15 protein-coding genes and 1 pseudogene are annotated in these 15,797 nt (G+C 68.8%); 11 read left to right on the top strand and 5 right to left on the bottom strand.

Translation table 11 applies throughout. The features are described 5' to 3' along the window. Window positions 1-78 precede the first annotated feature (78 nt). On the top strand, window positions 79-1,650 hold the full coding sequence (locus ACFDTH_RS14015; protein WP_375288173.1) for an alpha-amylase family glycosyl hydrolase: 1,572 nt from the start codon (window positions 79-81) through the stop codon (window positions 1,648-1,650). After that, entirely contained in the window at window positions 1,650-2,657 is a 1,008-nt protein-coding gene (locus ACFDTH_RS14010; protein ID WP_375288172.1) for a glycosyltransferase family 4 protein, read from the top strand. Before ACFDTH_RS14015 ends, ACFDTH_RS14010 begins: the two co-directional genes overlap by 1 nt. Here ACFDTH_RS14010 and ACFDTH_RS14005 read toward each other — a convergent pair. Further along, on the bottom strand, window positions 2,654-2,938 hold the full coding sequence (locus ACFDTH_RS14005) for a hypothetical protein (protein WP_375288171.1): 285 nt from the start codon (window positions 2,936-2,938) through the stop codon (window positions 2,654-2,656). The two genes, ACFDTH_RS14010 and ACFDTH_RS14005, sit on opposite strands and share 4 nt — an antisense overlap. 59 nt (window positions 2,939-2,997) lie before the next feature. After that, window positions 2,998-5,628 (bottom strand): DUF4118 domain-containing protein, encoded by a 2,631-nt coding sequence (locus tag ACFDTH_RS14000; RefSeq protein ID WP_375288170.1) that lies wholly within the window; start codon window positions 5,626-5,628, stop codon window positions 2,998-3,000. A gap of 222 nt (window positions 5,629-5,850) precedes the next feature. Between ACFDTH_RS14000 and kdpF the strand changes: the two genes are divergently transcribed. The 5 genes from kdpF (at window position 5,851) to ACFDTH_RS13975 (ending at window position 10,979) form a co-directional block, all read left to right on the top strand. Continuing rightward, window positions 5,851-5,940: a K(+)-transporting ATPase subunit F gene (gene kdpF / locus ACFDTH_RS13995; protein ID WP_375288168.1), complete on the top strand. Its 90-nt coding sequence runs from the start codon at window positions 5,851-5,853 to the stop codon at window positions 5,938-5,940. Continuing rightward, window positions 5,940-7,628: a potassium-transporting ATPase subunit KdpA gene (gene kdpA / locus ACFDTH_RS13990; protein WP_375288167.1), complete on the top strand. Its 1,689-nt coding sequence runs from the start codon at window positions 5,940-5,942 to the stop codon at window positions 7,626-7,628. Before kdpF ends, kdpA begins: the two co-directional genes overlap by 1 nt. An 11-nt stretch (window positions 7,629-7,639) precedes the next feature. Continuing rightward, window positions 7,640-9,658, top strand: a complete 2,019-nt coding sequence (gene kdpB / locus ACFDTH_RS13985) for a potassium-transporting ATPase subunit KdpB (RefSeq protein ID WP_375288166.1) — start codon at window positions 7,640-7,642, stop codon at window positions 9,656-9,658. 73 nt (window positions 9,659-9,731) lie between these two features. After that, window positions 9,732-10,289 (top strand): potassium-transporting ATPase subunit KdpC, encoded by a 558-nt coding sequence (kdpC, locus tag ACFDTH_RS13980; protein WP_375288165.1) that lies wholly within the window; start codon window positions 9,732-9,734, stop codon window positions 10,287-10,289. A gap of 9 nt (window positions 10,290-10,298) precedes the next feature. After that, window positions 10,299-10,979, top strand: coding sequence for a response regulator (locus ACFDTH_RS13975; RefSeq protein ID WP_375288164.1), 681 nt, complete (start codon window positions 10,299-10,301; stop codon window positions 10,977-10,979). A 6-nt stretch (window positions 10,980-10,985) separates the two neighbouring features. Here the strand turns inward: ACFDTH_RS13975 and ACFDTH_RS13970 are convergent, their stop codons facing one another. Further along, the gene (locus tag ACFDTH_RS13970; RefSeq protein ID WP_375288163.1) at window positions 10,986-11,330 is read right to left on the bottom strand and encodes a hypothetical protein; all 345 of its coding nucleotides are present in this window, start codon (window positions 11,328-11,330) and stop codon (window positions 10,986-10,988) included. Window positions 11,331-11,427: 97 nt separating this feature from the next. Between ACFDTH_RS13970 and ACFDTH_RS13965 the strand changes: the two genes are divergently transcribed. Next, the gene (locus ACFDTH_RS13965; protein WP_375288162.1) at window positions 11,428-12,000 is read left to right on the top strand and encodes a Uma2 family endonuclease; all 573 of its coding nucleotides are present in this window, start codon (window positions 11,428-11,430) and stop codon (window positions 11,998-12,000) included. A gap of 36 nt (window positions 12,001-12,036) precedes the next feature. On the opposite strand, the gene ACFDTH_RS13960 is transcribed toward ACFDTH_RS13965, so the two are convergent. Both ACFDTH_RS13960 and ettA read right to left on the bottom strand, forming a co-directional pair. Further along, complete coding sequence (locus ACFDTH_RS13960; protein ID WP_375288161.1) at window positions 12,037-12,945, bottom strand: hypothetical protein; 909 nt, start codon at window positions 12,943-12,945, stop codon at window positions 12,037-12,039. Then, window positions 12,942-14,621 carry an energy-dependent translational throttle protein EttA gene (ettA, locus tag ACFDTH_RS13955; protein WP_375288160.1) on the bottom strand — a complete coding sequence of 560 codons (1,680 nt, stop codon included), beginning with the start codon at window positions 14,619-14,621 and terminating at the stop codon, window positions 12,942-12,944. The genes ACFDTH_RS13960 and ettA overlap by 4 nt, the downstream gene beginning before the upstream one ends. Before the next feature lie 118 nt (window positions 14,622-14,739). Here ettA and ACFDTH_RS13950 point away from each other — a divergent pair, with 118 nt between their 5' ends. The 3 genes and pseudogenes from ACFDTH_RS13950 to ACFDTH_RS13940 form a co-directional block, all read left to right on the top strand. Then, entirely contained in the window at window positions 14,740-14,988 is a 249-nt protein-coding gene (locus tag ACFDTH_RS13950; RefSeq protein ID WP_375288158.1) for a hypothetical protein, read from the top strand. Beyond that, on the top strand, window positions 14,985-15,428 hold the full coding sequence (locus tag ACFDTH_RS13945; RefSeq protein ID WP_375288157.1) for a type II toxin-antitoxin system VapC family toxin: 444 nt from the start codon (window positions 14,985-14,987) through the stop codon (window positions 15,426-15,428). The genes ACFDTH_RS13950 and ACFDTH_RS13945 overlap by 4 nt, the downstream gene beginning before the upstream one ends. Continuing rightward, window positions 15,428-15,797: pseudogene (locus ACFDTH_RS13940) on the top strand (peptidase M28 family protein); the annotation flags it as partial. The gene ACFDTH_RS13945 and the pseudogene ACFDTH_RS13940, both read left to right, overlap by 1 nt.

Genomic DNA, 15,797 nt, shown 5'->3' with positions numbered 1-15,797 from the left:
ACCCACCCCCAGCCCCTCCCTTCCAGGGAGGGGAGCAGAAGGTGACGAGCCGGCTAAGCCCTGCCATCACCCGCCCCCATGAACGATTCGTCAAACGCCCCCTGGTGGCAGCGCGGGGTGATCTACCAGGTCTATCCCCGCTCCTTCCAGGATAGCGACGGTGACGGCGTCGGCGATCTCGCCGGGATCGAGCAACGGCTCGACCATATCGCCTCTCTCGGCGTCGATGCGGTCTGGCTATCGCCGATCTTCCCCTCGCCGATGGCGGACTTCGGCTATGATGTCGCCGATTACACCGGCGTCGATCCGCTGTTCGGCGACCTGGCGGCCTTCGATCGCCTGCTCGCCGCGGTCCACGCGCGCGGGCTGAGGTTGCTGCTCGATTTCGTCCCCAACCACAGCTCCACCGAGCACCCCTGGTTCCGCGAGAGCCGCGCCAGCCGCACCAATCCGAAGCGCGACTGGTACATCTGGCGCGATCCCGCTCCGAATGGCGGCCGCCCCAACAATTGGGTCAGCGACATGGGTGGCCCCGCCTGGGAGCTCGACCCCGCCACCGGCCAATACTATCTGCACACCTTCCTCAGGGAACAGGCCGACCTCAACTGGCGCAACCCGGAGGTGGTGGAGGCGATGACGCAGGTCATGCGCTTCTGGCTCGACCGCGGCGTCGACGGCTTCCGCATCGACGTGCTCTGGCACATCGTGAAGGCGGAAGGGCTGCCCGACAATCCGGCGAACCCGGACTGGCGCGAGGGCATGGCCGAGAAGCTCACCCTTCTCCAGCACCATAGCACTGACCAGCCCGAAGCGCACGAACACACCGCCGCGATGCGCCGCCTCGCCGACGATTATGGCGACCGGCTGCTGATCGGCGAGATCTTCCTGCCGCGCGACCGGCTGATGCGCTGGTACGGCACGCCCGAGACCCCAGGCGTCCACCTCCCCTTCAACTTCGAGCTGATCGAGAATGCCTGGGACCGCGACACGCTCGCGGACCTGATCGCCGGCTATGACGCCGCCATCCCCGCGCACGGCTGGCCGAACTGGGTGATCGGCAGTCACGACGCCCCCCGCATCACCGCCCGGATCGGCGAGGCACAGGCGCGCGTCGCCGCGATGCTGCTGCTCACCCTGCGCGGCACGCCGACGCTCTACCAGGGCGACGAGATCGGCATCGGCCGCGTCGACATCCCGCCCCACCGCATCCGCGACCCGCAGGACCTGCGCCAGCCCGGCCAGGGCCTCGGCCGCGACCGCTCGCGCACGCCGATGGCCTGGGACGCCTCCCCCAACGCGGGCTTCACCACCGCCGAGCCCTGGCTGCCGCTTCATTCCGACTGGCCGACCCGCAACGTCGCCACGCAAGAGGCCGATCCCGCCTCGATGCTCCACCTCACCCGCCGCCTGCTCGCCGCCCGCCGCGCCCACCCCGCGCTGGCGCTCGGCACCCTCACGATGCTCCCCGCCGACGACGAGGTGCTTGCCTTCGAGCGTCGCCACGGCGACGAGCGGATCATGGTCGTCTTCAACATGGGCCAGCAGCCCCGTCGCCTCGATGCACGCGGCACCCTGCTGGTCTCCACCCTCGATGCCCGCCCGCTAGATGGCACGCTCCGCCCGCACGAGGGCTTGGTGGTGCGCCTCTGATGCGCATCGCAATGCTCTCCTCCATCTCCTGGCCGACGCCGCCGACCGGCTATGGCCCGTGGGAACTGGTCACCAGCTTGCTCACCGAGGCTTTGGTCGCACGCGGGGTGGACGTGACCCTGTTCGCCACCGCCAACTCGCATACCGCCGGGCGGCTCGAGGCGGTGGCGCCGCGCGGCTATTCGGAGCCGCCGCACCTTGACGCCAAGGTGTGGGAAGCGATGCACATCGCGCATTGCATGGAGCGCGCGGCCGAGTTCGACCTCGTCCACAACCAGGCGGATTTTATGCCGCTCGCCTGGTCGCGCCTGATCGACACGCCGATGGTCACCACCATCCACGGCTTCTCGTCGGAGCGGATCGTGCCGGTCTACCAGCGCTACGACGACTGCGTGCACTATGTCTCGATCAGCGATGCCGACCGCCACCCCGCGCTCACCTATGCCGCGACGATCCACCACGGCATCCCGCTCGACGACTTCCCCTTCGATCCCGTCGGCAGCGACAATCTGCTGTTCTTCGGCCGCATCCACCCGGACAAGGGCGCCGGCGAGGCGATCCGCGCCGCCCGCGCCGCCGGCCGCCGCCTCACCATGGCCGGGCTAGTTCAGGACGAGCGCTATCATGAGACCGAGGTCGCACCGTTCATCGACGGCGATCGCGTCCGCTTCCTCGGCGTGGTCGGCGGCGAGGCCCGCACCCGCGCGTTGGGGAGCGCCCGCGCCTTGCTCCACCTGATCGGCTTCGACGAGCCATTCGGCCTGTCGGTGGTCGAGGCAATGGCCTGCGGCACGCCGGTGATCGCCTTTCGCCGCGGCTCGATGGCCGAGCTGATCGTCGACGGGGTTACCGGCTTCCTGGTCGACGACTTGGACGGCGCCGTCGCCGCCATCGCGCGGATCGGCGAGATCGATCGCAGCGCCTGCCGCGCCCATGTCACCACCCGCTTCAGCGTCGAACGCATGGCCGACGATTACCTTCGCCTGTATCGCTCCATCCTTTGCTAGGCGAGCGCCTCTAGGGTGGTCGCAGTCGCCGCCATCAGCAGGCCCAGCGCCAATGTCAGCACCCAGCCTTCCGCGACGCTGCCGTGGCTCCGCGCCAGTCGTGCCGCCAGCCACAGACCGCCCGCGCCCAGCAGCGGCGGCACCCCGACGAGCGCCGCGTCCGCCGGCAGCGTCATGCCGGTGGCATAGCCCCCGTTCCGGGTCACCACCGCCGCGACAATGACGCCGACGACCTGCGCCACGATCCAGGCGATGACGAGCGCGACGCGCAACGCAACCATGCGGCGAACTCCGATCCTCGGCCTTCGCAAACGAGCCGGTCGAGGCGAGGTTGCCGTCGTTACGCAGGCGTTCGATCGAGCGGCGTCACCACGAACTCCAGCGTGAACACCGCGCCGCCTGCCTCGCCCTCCCGCGCCACCACGGTCACGTCCATCGCGCCCGCGAAGCTGCGCGCGATTGCGAGGCCCAGTCCGCTCCCGCCGGTCTCGTCGCTGCCGGTACCCCGCGCAAAGGCCTCGAACAGCGCGTCGGTGCCACCGGGTGGCAGACCAGGTCCTTCGTCCGCCACCGACAGCCGCACCGCGTCCCGCGTCCGCTCACCGGTGATCGTCACCACGCCGGCGCCATGCACCGCGGCGTTGGTCAGCAGGTTGAGCAGCACATGGTGCAGCAGCCGGGCGTCGGCCGGGACCAGCGGCAGGTCGGGCGGTACGCGAAAGCGGACCCGCTCGTCGGGCAGCAGGTCGCGCACGTCGTGCACCGCCGCCGCGACCGCATCGGTCAGGTCGGTGGGCTCGATCTCGGGACTGACCGCGCCGGTGTCGAAGCGCACCATCTCGACCAGGTTGGAGAGGAAACGTCGCAGCCGGGCCAGTTCCGCCCGCGCCAATGGAATAGCCGCCTCCTCTGGGTGCCGCACCGCCACCGCGTCGATCGCCCCAGCCACGGCGGTGAGCGGCGTGCGCAGGTCGTGCCCGATCGACGACAGCAGCGCCGAGCGCAATCGGTCGCGCTCCTCCAGCACGCGGATGTCGCGCAACTGGTCCTCCAGCAGCAGCCTCTCGTGCGCCAGCGCCGCCTGGCCCAGCAGGGTGGACAACAGGGTCGCGCGCGTGGCGGGCACCGGCGAGCCGCCATCGGGCCGCGCGATCGCCACCACCGCCAGCGTGCCGAGCGTCGTCGCCAACGGGTGGAACTGCCAGTCCGCCGCGGTCAGCGTCCCCGTGTCGCGTCCGGAGACCTCGCCGCGCGACCAGGCCCATTCGGCCGCGGCGGCATCGACCGGGTTGAACGGCGAGTTGTCGGGGGGGCAGGAAGCGACCCGCGCCAGCGAGCCGCCCCGCTCGGCGAGCACCAGCACCGAGGCGTCGAGTGCGCGGGAGAGTTCGGCGCTCACCGTCTCGCCCGTGGTCTGCCAGTCCGAACAGCGCGCCAGCGCCTGCCCGAACGCCGCCACCGCCGCATTCTCCGCGGCGCTCCGCGCGCCGATCGAGGCGCGGATCCTGAGGCGCCCCGCCAGCCCCGCCACGAACACCGCCAGCGACAGCAGCACCGCCAGCGTCAATACGCTGCGCGGATCGGCGATTGTGAAGGTGTAGAGCGGCTTCAGAAAGAAGAAGTTGTAGGCGAGGCCCGATAGCAGCCCCGCCGCGATCCCCTGCCGATGCCCGAACCGCACCGAGGCGAGGATCACAGGCAACAGGTACAGCAGGTCGATCGCGCCGGTGCCCAGCCACGGCTGCACCGCCACAGCGATCAACGTGGTCAGCGCCACCAGCCCGGCCGACAGCGTATGCCCCCGCCAGCCACCCAGCGACAGCGGCGCCCGCGTCTCCGGCGCCGCTGTCGCCGCCGGAATGACATGCACCGCCAGCCCCTCTGACCGGCGGACCAGCGCATCCACCACCGATCCGTGGCGCAGTTCGAACCACCAGCTCCGCCGCGACCGGCCGAGCACCAGCTGGGTCGTGCGCGCGCCGGCGATATGGGTGAATAGCCCCTCCACCACCGTCTCTGCCGGCACGCTGGCGATCGTCGCGCCAAGGCTGGCGGCGAGCCGCAGCGCGTCGGCCACCCGACGCTTTTGCTCGGGCGTGAAGCCGGCGCTGCGCGGCGTCTCGATATGCACCGCCTGCCACGGCGCGTGCAGCGCGTCCGCCAGCCGCTTGGCGGCGCGCACCACCGCGTCGCTGCCCGGCAGCTCGCTCACCGCCACCAGCACCCGCTCGCCCCCGGCATAGGTGCCCGCCACCGCATGCGCGTCGAGATGCGCCACCAGGCTGCGATCGACGTTCTGGGCGGCGCGGCGAAGCGCCATTTCGCGGAGGGCGGATAGGTTCTCCTTGGAGAAGAAATGCCCGAGCGCGCGCGTCGCCTCGGCGGGCACATAGACCTTGCCCGCCTTCAGCCGCTCGATCAGCTCGTCGGGCGGCAGGTCCACCACCTCGATCTCGGCGCCGTCGAGGACATGGTCGGGCACCGTCTCGCGCACCCGCACGCGGGTGAAACTCGCCACCACGTCGTTCAGGCTTTCCACGTGCTGGACGTTCAACGTCGTCAGCACGTCGATGCCGGCGGCGAGCAACTCCTCCACGTCCTGCCACCGCTTGGCGTGGCGGCTCCCCTCGACATTGGTGTGGGCAAGCTCGTCCACCAGCACCAGGGCAGGCGCACGGGCGAGCACGGCGTCGAGATTCATCTCCTCTAGATGATGCCCATGATGATCCGACACGCGGCGCGGCACCATCTCCAGCGGCGCAACCAGCGCCTCGGTCTCGGCGCGGCCATGCGTCTCCACCAAGCCGATGACGACATCGACCCCGTTCGCCTTCCGCTCCGCGCCTTCGCGCAGCATCTCGAACGTCTTGCCGACGCCGGGCGCCGCACCGAGGAAGATCTTCAGCGTGCCGCGATGCTCCGCGGCCGCCGCGCGGAGGAGGGCTTCGGGACTCGGTCGCCGGTCGGTCATGCCGCTCCCTAGCCCCTCACCCCCGTCCTTACGAAATCCTTACGTCCGCGCGCCGTTTTCCCCCGCGAAACCTTACGTTCCCTGGCCCTACCTGACCGGCCGAGCCGCACTGGTGCGGCGCCAAGGGACGCAAGATGGCCGATCTCCTGTGGCTGGCGGTGCTCGCCGGCCTGTTCCTGCTGACGCTGGCGCTCGTGCGCCTCTGCGAAGGAGCGTGACGCGATGACGCTGCACCTGTGGCTCGCGGGCGCGACCGCGCTCGGCCTTCTTCTCTATCTCGTTGCCGTGCTCGTCCGGCCGGAGCGGTTCTGATGACGCTGGCAGGCTGGGCGCTGCTTGCGCTGTTCGTCGCCATCCTTGCCGCGCTGGCGAAGCCGGTCGGCTGGTGGCTCCACGCGCTCTATGAGGGGCGGCGCACCCCGCTTCACGCGGTGCTCGGCCCGGTCGAGCGCGGCTTCTATCGTGCGGGCGGCATCGATCCCGCGCGCGAGCAGGGCTGGCGCGCCTATGCGTTGCACATGCTGGTATTCCAGCTGATGACCGCCCTGCTCACCTATGCGCTGCTGCGCGCGCAGGCGGCGCTGCCGCTCAATCCGCGCGAACTCGCCGGCGTGGGCGCGGACGGTGCGCTGAACACCGCCATCGCCTTCGTCACCAACACCAATTGGCAATGGTATGGCGGCGAGTCGACGCTTTCCAACCTCAGCCAGATGCTGGCGCTGGCGCTGCATAACTTCCTTTCCGCGGCGACCGGCATCGCCATCGCCTTCGCGCTGTTCCGCGGCTTTGCCCGGCGCGAGAGCGCCACGGTGGGCAACTTCTGGGCGGATATCACCCGCATCACGCTCTACCTGCTGCTGCCGGTCTCCGTCCTGTACGCGCTTTACCTGATCTGGGCGGGCGTGCCGCAGACCCTGCTCGCCTCGGTGGACGCCACCACGCTGGAAGGCGCCCGCCAGACCATCGCGCTTGGGCCGGTCGCCTCGCAGGAGGCGATCAAAATGCTGGGCACCAACGGCGGCGGCTTCTTCAACGCCAACTCGGCGCACCCGTTCGAGAACCCGAGCGCGGTGACCAACCTCGTACAGATGCTGTCGATCTTCGTGCTCGGCGTCGGGCTCACCTGGACGTTCGGCCGCGCGGTCGGAGACCAGCGTCAGGGCTGGGCGATCCTCGTCGCCATGGCGATCCTGTTCATCGCCGGCGTCACCCTTGCCTATGCCATGGAGGCGCACGGCACCGTGCTGCTCCCCGATAGCAACATGGAAGGCAAGGAGGTCCGCTTCGGCATCGTCGGCAGCGCCCTCTTCGCCGCCGTCACCACCGCGGCCTCGTGCGGCGCGGTGAATGCGATGCACGACAGTTTCACTGCACTCGGTGGCCTCGTTCCCCTGTTCAACATCCAGCTGGGCGAAGTGGTCGTCGGCGGGGTGGGCGCAGGCATCTACGGGTTCCTCTTGTTCGCGATCCTCGCCGTGTTCGTCGCCGGACTGATGGTCGGCCGCACCCCCGAATATGTCGGCAAGAAGATCGAGGCCCGCGAGGTGAAGCTCGCCGTGCTCGCCATCGCGGTACTGCCGCTGATAATCCTGGGCGGCACCGCCATCGCCAGTGTCGCCGGGGCGGGCCTCGCCGGTCCCCTCAACAAGGGCCCGCACGGCTTCACCGAGATCCTCTACGCCTTCAGCAGCGCGGCGGGGAACAACGGCTCCGCCTTTGCGGGGCTCACCGCGGGCACGCCGTTCTACAACGGCCTTCTCGCAGTGGCGATGTGGATCGGCCGCTTTTTCGTGATCGTGCCAGTGCTGGCGATCGCCGGCAGCCTCGCCGCAAAAAGGCACACACCGGCGACCGCGGGCTCGTTCCCCACCACGGGCGGACTGTGGATCGGGTTGCTGGTCGGCGTGATCCTGGTGCTCGGTGGCCTCACCTTCCTCCCCAGCCTCGCGCTCGGGCCGGTTGCCGACCATGTCGCCGGCACCGCCGGCCAGCTCTTCTGAAGGCGCCTCCAATGACCCACTCGATGTTCTCGGCCGCGCTGGTCGTGCCCGCGATCGGCGGCGCCTTCCGCAAGCTCTCGCCGGCGCAGCTGGTGCGCAACCCGGTGCTGTTCGTCACCGCCTGTGTCGCGCTGCTCCTAACCGTATTGGCGCTGCTCGGCGGCGAGCGCGTCGGCCTCGGCTTCCAGCTCCAGCTGATCGGCTGGCTGTGGCTGACGGTGCTGTTCGGTACCTTCGCCGAGGCGCTGGCAGAGGGCCGCGGCCGCGCTCAGGCGGCCAGCCTGCGCGCCACCAAGTCCGAGCTCAAGGCCAAGCTGCTGTCAGGCATCGCCGACACCTGGGAACTGGTTCCGGCCACTCGCCTTAGGAAAGGAGAGACGGTGCTCGTCGAGACCGGCGACCTGATCCCTGCGGATGGCGAGGTGATCGCCGGCGTCGCTTCCGTCAACGAGGCCGCGATCACCGGCGAAAGCGCGCCGGTGATCCGCGAGGCGGGCGGCGACCGCTCGGCGGTGACCGCGGGCACGCGCGTGATCTCGGACCGGATCACCGTGCGTGTTACCGCAGAGCCGGGCCAGGGCTTCCTTGATCGCATGATCGCGCTGGTTGAGGGCGCGGAGCGGCAGAAGACCCCCAACGAGGTCGCGCTCACCATCCTGCTGGTCGGGCTGACGATCATCTTCCTGATCGCGGTGAGCACCATCCCCGCCTTCGCCAGCTATGCCGGCGGCAGCGTGCCCGTCGCGATCCTGGCGGCGCTGCTGATCACGCTGATCCCGACCACCATCGCCGCGCTGTTGTCCGCGATCGGCATCGCCGGCATGGATCGGCTCGTCCGCTTCAACGTGCTCGCCAAATCGGGCCGCGCGGTGGAAGCAGCGGGTGATGTCGACGTGCTGCTGCTCGACAAGACCGGCACCATCACCATCGGCGACCGCCAGGCATTTGCCTTCCGCGCGCTGACGGGCGTGGAGGAGCGCGCCCTCGCCGAGGCGGCACTGCTTGCGAGCCTGGCGGATGAGACGCCAGAAGGCCGCTCGATCGTCGCGCTCGCCCGCGAAGCGCACGGCCTGTCACTGGCAATGCCGGACGGAGCGGAGGCGATCCCCTTCACCGCCCAGACCCGCGTCTCCGGGCTGCGCATCGGCGACACGGTGGTTCTGAAGGGAGCGGTCGATTCGGTGCTCAAGGCGACCCGCTCCACATCCGGGGAGAGCGAGGGCGAACTCCGCCGCATCACCGACGAGATTGCTCGCGCCGGCCAGACCCCGCTTGCGGTGGTGCGCGACGGGCGGCTGCTCGGCGCGGTGGCGCTCAAGGACGTGGTCAAGGCGGGCGTGCGCGAGCGGTTCGCGGAGCTGCGCCGGATGGGCATCCGCACGGTGATGATCACCGGCGACAACCCACTCACCGCCGCCGCGATCGCCGCCGAGGCGGGGGTCGACGACTTCCTCGCCGAGGCGACGCCCGAGGACAAGCTGGCCCTCATCCGCCGCGAGCAGCAGGGTGGCAAGCTGGTGGCGATGTGCGGCGACGGCACCAACGACGCCCCTGCCCTCGCCCAGGCCGATGTCGGCGTCGCGATGAACACCGGCACGCAGGCGGCGCGTGAGGCGGGCAACATGGTCGATCTCGACAGCGATCCCACCAAGCTGATCGAGGTCGTGGGCCTCGGCAAGCAGCTGCTGATGACCCGCGGCGCGCTGACCACCTTCTCGGTAGCGAATGATGTCGCCAAATATTTCGCGATCATCCCGGCGATGTTCGTCGCGCTCCATCCGGGGCTGGGCGTGCTCAACGTCATGGGCCTGGCGAGCCCCGAGAGCGCGATCCTGTCGGCGATCATCTTCAACGCGCTGATCATCCCCGCGCTGGTGCCGCTGGCGCTCAAGGGCGTGACCTACCGGCCGATGCCCGCCGGCCCGCTGCTTGCCCGCAACCTCGCGATCTACGGCCTCGGCGGCCTCGTCGCCCCATTCGTCGGGATCAAGGCGATCGATCTTGCCGTCACCGCCTTCGGGCTCGCCTGATCCCAAGTGCTCCCGCGAAGGCGGGAGCCCAGACTGGGTCCCCGCCTGCGCGGGGACACACCGGAGTTGTCCCATGCTGACCGATCTTCGCACTGCCCTCCGCCCCGCCCTCGCCCTCACCCTGCTGTTCGCACTGCTGCTCGGCCTCGCCTACCCGCTCGCGCTCACCGGCGCCGGCCAATTGCTCTTTCCCGCCCAGGCCAACGGCAGCCTCGTACGCGACGGCGAGCGGATCGTCGGATCGGCGCTGATCGGCCAATCCTTCGCCACACCCGGCTATTTCCACGGCCGGCCCTCCGCGGCGGGCAAGGGCTATGACGCGCTCGCCTCCGCAGGCTCGAACCTCGGGCCGAACGCGCAGGCGCTCGCCGACCGGATCACCGCCTCCGCACCAGGCATCCCCGCCGATCTGGTGACGGCTTCCGCCTCGGGGCTCGACCCCCATGTCAGCCCCGAGGCGGCTTTGTCTCAGGTGGCGCGCGTCGCCGCCGCACGGGGCATCGCCCCCAAGCGGCTGCGCTCGCTGGTCGACGTGCACGTCGAGGCGCCCGCGCTCGGGTTCGTCGGCGAGCCGCGCGTCAACGTGCTGGCGCTCAACCGCGCGCTCGACCGGCTCGCGCCGCGGCGTTAGGCGAAGCGGATGAGCGGCGCGCGCGTGCTGGTGGTGGAGGATGACCCGGCGATCCGCCGGCTGCTCCAGGCCGCCCTCACCCGCGCCGGTCACGTCGCCAGCACCGCCGCGACCGCACGCGAGGCGCTGGGGCTGGTTGATATCGAGCGGCCCGAGGCGGTGCTGCTCGACCTCGGCCTGCCCGACCGGGACGGACTGGAACTGATCCAGCTGGTTCGGGCGCGCGGCGCAGTGGTGCTGGTCGTTTCCGCCCGCACCGACACGTCGGAGAAGGTCGCCGCGCTCGATCTCGGCGCCGACGATTATCTGGTGAAGCCGTTCGACACCGAGGAACTGCTCGCCCGCATCCGCACCGCGCTGCGGCATCGCCGCAGCGGCATGGGCGCGGTGCAGGTTACCATCGGCATCGTGACCATCGACCTGGAACATCGCCGCGTCACCCGCGACGGCACGGCGGTGCACCTGACGCCCAAGGAATATGACCTCCTCGCCGAACTGGCGCAGCACCCGGGCAAGGTCCTCTCCCACGCCCAGCTGCTGCGCACCGTCTGGGGCCCGGCGCATGAGCGCAGCGTCGAATATCTGCGCATTACGGTGCGCGCGCTCCGCCAGAAGCTGGAACCGGAGCCCGCCCGGCCGCGGTTGATCGTCAACGAGCCGGGGGTCGGCTACCGCCTGGTCATCGACTGACCCGGCTTATTCGAAATGATCGCGCCAGCCGGTGTTGATGTCCTTGGTCCCAGGCACGGGAACCTTCGCCTTGTCCAGCTCAGCGCGGGTCTCGGCCATGCCGTGAAAGGTGCGGCAGGAGACCGCGAACCCATGATCTTTCTTCAGGAAATGCTGCTCCAGATATTGCTGGAACGACAGCTCGATCCACTGGTCGGTCGGACCTTCGAACGGTTCGGAAAAGTAGCGGACTTTGCCGCTTTCGACGGTTCCCTCGGCGACGCACCAGGTGAAGGTGTCATGCTCCTCATGCCCCTGCGCGAGGGCGGCAGCGGCAAGGAGCATCGACGCGGCGAAAGCGGTTAGTCTCATTGAGCGACCTCTTGGAAAGGTGCCAGCCTAGCGGGCTAGCATGACAGCCGCGCGACGCGCCGCTTCCCCGTCCGAAAGCCTGTGGTAGAATGGATGCATGACCCAGCTGCTCCCTGTCGACACGAAGCGCCACCGGGCCAAGCTGTCCGCCGACGACTTTGAGTTGCTCGATCGGCATGGCGCCTTCCGCGCCTACCGGAAGACGGAGCTCATCGATGGAGAGGTCTATTTCGTGAACTCGCAGCACCGTCCGCATGGCATGGTCAAGATGCGGCTGTACGATGCGTTGCGCGACGCGCTACGCGATTTAAACCTACGCTACACGCCCGTCTGCGAGTTCACCTTGGCCCTGTCGCCTGTCGACCGGCCGGAGCCTGACGTGCTGCTCACCAGCGAGCCTGACGGAGACGGTTTCGTGCCGCTCGCCTCCGTACCGCTGGTGATCGAGGTGTCGGACACAACGCTTGCAGACGATATCGGGCGCAAACTCGGCCGATATGCCGAAGCCGGCATACCTGAATATTGGGTGGCGGACGTGAACGCTCGCGTAATCCACCAGTTTTGGGCGCCAGAAGGAGAAAGCTATGCCGAACGCCGCGAGATCGCCTTCGGCAAGCCGGTGACGTCTGCGGCCGTTTCCGAGTTGAAGATCGACACAAACTTGCTCTGAACCGCTCCCCCCCCCCTTGCTGCGCCCGGAGTTTCGTTACGGCCGCGCCGCCATCTCTTTGAGCGCCGCTTCGATCAACGGGCGGACCTCGGCCGGCTTCATCCGTGCCAGCGTCGCCAGATTGTGCGTCCGGCCGAGACGCTGGGCGACTCGCATGCCGACGTAATAACCCCAGCGGTCCGGCAAACCCTCACCCATGTTCCCGGCGCTGAACATGCGCTCCGCGACCGGACCGTCTTCCGCATCCAGCGCCGCCCGCATGGTGGCGATCGCGGTGGGCCAATGCCGGTTCACCTCCGCGCGGATCGGCTTCGGAAAGTCGAGCAGCAGCGCCCGGTCGCTCGCCCCCGGGTTCATTTGTGCCGCGACGTGGGTGGCGAGGCCTTCGGTCCAGAGCGCACACCATACCTTCGGGCATTCGGCGAAGAAGCGCTGGTGGTGCGTGTGGAACAACTCGTGGTCGAACAACGCACCGATCGTGGACGCATCATGGTATTTCGCGACCACGTCCGCGCCGAAGATGAGCGCAGTTCCGCCGGCGATGTCGCGCGTGCCCCCGTCCATCTCGCCGACAGAGTGGAGGAGATAGACGGGCATGGTCGCGCGATAGTCGGGGAAGGTACGGGCGAACTTCACCTCCGCCGCGGCGCGCGCACCCTCCACCAGCCGGGCGGCGGCGAGGATCTTCGCGCGCTCGGCCGGATAGGCCATCATCGCCCGCCCGACCGCCGCGTCCCAGCGCTCGGGCTTCGCGCCGCGTGGACGATAGAAGTCCGGCAGCAGCGGCGCGACCTCCGCCTTGAACGCCGCAACCCGCTCCGCCTCCGGCCGGTCGGCAACCCGCATCGCCACCGCATCGAACTGCGGCACCAGCGAGGTGAAGCGCGGCGCCGCAGCCGGCGCCGCCGCGACGCACGCGATCACGAGCGCCGCGGCGAGCCTCACCGCGTCAGCTTCTTGTAGGCCAGCCGGGTCGGGCGATCCGCCGCGTCGCCCAAGCGGCGGCGCTTGTCCTCTTCATAGGCCTCGTAATTGCCCTCGAACCACTCGACGTGGCTGTCGCCCTCGAACGCGAGGATGTGCGTCGCCAGACGATCGAGGAAGAAGCGATCGTGGCTGATCACTACCGCACAGCCCGCGAAGGTTTCCAGCGCCTCTTCAAGCGCGCGCAAAGTCTCGACATCGAGGTCGTTGGTCGGCTCGTCGAGCAGCAGGACGTTGCCGCCCTCCTTGAGCATCTTGGCCATGTGGACGCGGTTGCGCTCACCGCCCGAGAGCTGGCCGACCTTCTTCTGCTGGTCGGGCCCGCGGAAGTTGAACGCGCCCACATAGGCGCGCGTGCCCAGCTCCTGCTTGCCGAAGCGGAAGATGTCGAGCCCGTCCGAAATCTCCTCCCAGACGTTCTTGTTCGGATCGAGATCGTCGCGGCTCTGGTCGACATAGCCCAGCTTCACCGTCTGGCCGACCTCGATGCTGCCGCCGTCGGGCTGTTCCTGGCCGGTGATCAGCTTGAACAAGGTGGACTTGCCCGCGCCGTTGGGCCCGATCACGCCGACGATGCCGCCCGGCGGAAGCATGAAGTCGAGATTCTCGAACAGGAGCTTGTCGCCGTAAGCTTTGGTCAGCCCCTTGGCCTCGATCACCTTGCCGCCGAGCCGCTCGGGGATCTGGATGAGGATCTGCGCCTTGCCGACCGCGCGATTCTCCTGCGCCGCCATCAGTTCGTCGAAGGCACGGATGCGAGCTTTCGACTTGGTTTGCCGAGCTTTCGGCGTCTGGCGCATCCAGGCGAGCTCGTCGGCGATCGCCTTCTGCTTGCCCGCTTCCTCGCGCTCCTCCTGCTCCAGGCGCTTGGCTTTCTTCTCCAGATAGCCCGAATAGTTCGATTCGTAGGTGTAGTAGCGCCCGCGATCAAGTTCGAGCACCCAGTTCACCACATTGTCCAAGAAGTAGCGGTCGTGGGTGACGAGGATGACGTTGCCGGTATATTCCTTGAGGAAGTTCTCCAGCCAGCTGACGCTCTCCGCGTCGAGGTGGTTGGTCGGCTCGTCCAGCAGCAGGATGTCGGGCTTCTCCAGCAGCAGGCGGACCAGCGCGATGCGGCGCTTCTCGCCGCCCGACAGGTTGGTGACCGGCCAGTCGGACGGCGGGCAGCGCATCGCCTCCATCGCCTGTTCCAGCTGCGAATCGAGGCTCCAGCCGTCCGCGGCGTCGATCTCGCTCTGGAGCTGGCCCATCTCCTCCATCAGCGCGTCGAAGTCGGTGTCGTCCTTGGGATCGCCCATCTCCGCCGAAATCGCGTTGAACCGCTCGATCTTGTCGACGATCGGGCCCGCGCCCATGCGCACGTTCTCGATCACCGTCTTGCTGTTGTCGAGCTGCGGCTCCTGCGGCAGATAGCCGACGCGCACGCCCTCGGCGGCCCAGGCCTCGCCGGTGAACTCGGTATCGATGCCGCCCATGATCTTCATCAGCGTCGACTTGCCCGAGCCGTTGGGGCCGATGATCGCGATCTTCGCGCCGGGAATGAACTGGAGGTGGATGTTGTTGAGCACCGGCTTGTTGGCGCCGGGGAAGGTCTTGGTCAGACCCTTCATGACGTAGGTGTACTGGACGGCCATCGGCTGGGCGGCTCGCTTTCTGTGTCTGTCGGTCGGGAAACTCGCCGGGGCATGTAAGCCGGGCCCGCGATGTTGGCAACGCAGGCGCCCTCGCCTAGATCGGTGAACGGAGGCAGCGATGGACCGGCACGAGGCACGCGACAACAAGGTCATCGAAGAGCTGGTCTCGATCGCCGAACGCGGCATCGAGGTGGAACTGACGCGCGATGGCCGGGTGGTGGCGCGGGTGGTGCCGGAACCCGCAGCGAAAGTGGAGCCGGAGTGGTTGACCGCGCTGCGGGCGCTGCATGCGACTCTTCCTGAAAGCGCATCGAAGATCGACTGGCAGGCCGCGCTTCGGGAAGTGCGCGAAGGTCGGTTCGGTTGAGGGTTTTCGCGGACAGTAGCGTTCTAATCGCTCTGATGATGAGAGAACCCGCTTGGGAGGCGAAGGTCGCATGGGTGACCGCCCATGCCTCCACCGCCCCGGTTTACAGCAGCTTCGCCTTCGGCGAGGTAACCGACGCCGTTGCTCGTCAGGCTCGAAGGGGCGAGATGAGCATCGATGAGGCGCGCGCACTCCTTCAACGTTTCCGTGCGTACCTCGTCGTTTGGCAAAAATGTGAGACGATCGACGAGGACATCGGCGCTGCCACCGATTTCATCGTCAGCGACTTTCGCCATTCGTTGAAACTGGCCGGCGCTATCCTGCTCGCGACAGCGCGGCCTATCGCCGCGACAATGCTCACCGCCGATCGTCGCCAGGCAGCCGCTGCGACAGCGTTGGACATTTCCTGCGATTTCTTCCCACCCCAATCGGAGCCCTGATGCGCCTTCCCTTCCTCGCCCTCGCCGCGTTCCTCGCGCTGCCGGTGACCGCCCAGACTCCGCCCGCTCCGCTGCCGCCCGGCGCGCCGGCGGTGACGCCGCCTGCGGCGACGCCGATCCCGGCCGCGGTCGACCCTTATGTCGCCCAGCTGCGCGACAAGGCGCTGGCCGACAATACCGCCTGGAAGATCGTCGAGGACCTCACCACCGAGGTCGGCCCGCGAATGACCGACGGCTCGCCGGCACAGGCCCGTGCCCGTGACTGGGCGGTGGCGCGGCTGACCGCGCTCGGCTTCCGCAACGTCCGGGTCGAGCCGTACACGATCCCCAATGCGTGGGAGCGCGGCGAGGAGACCGCCGAGGTCGTCT

Source organism: Sphingomonas sp., assembly GCF_042096255.1.
Lineage (GTDB): Bacteria > Pseudomonadota > Alphaproteobacteria > Sphingomonadales > Sphingomonadaceae > Sphingomonas.
Note: the sequence above shows the minus strand (reverse complement) of the source record. Positions and strands in the feature narration are given on the sequence as shown.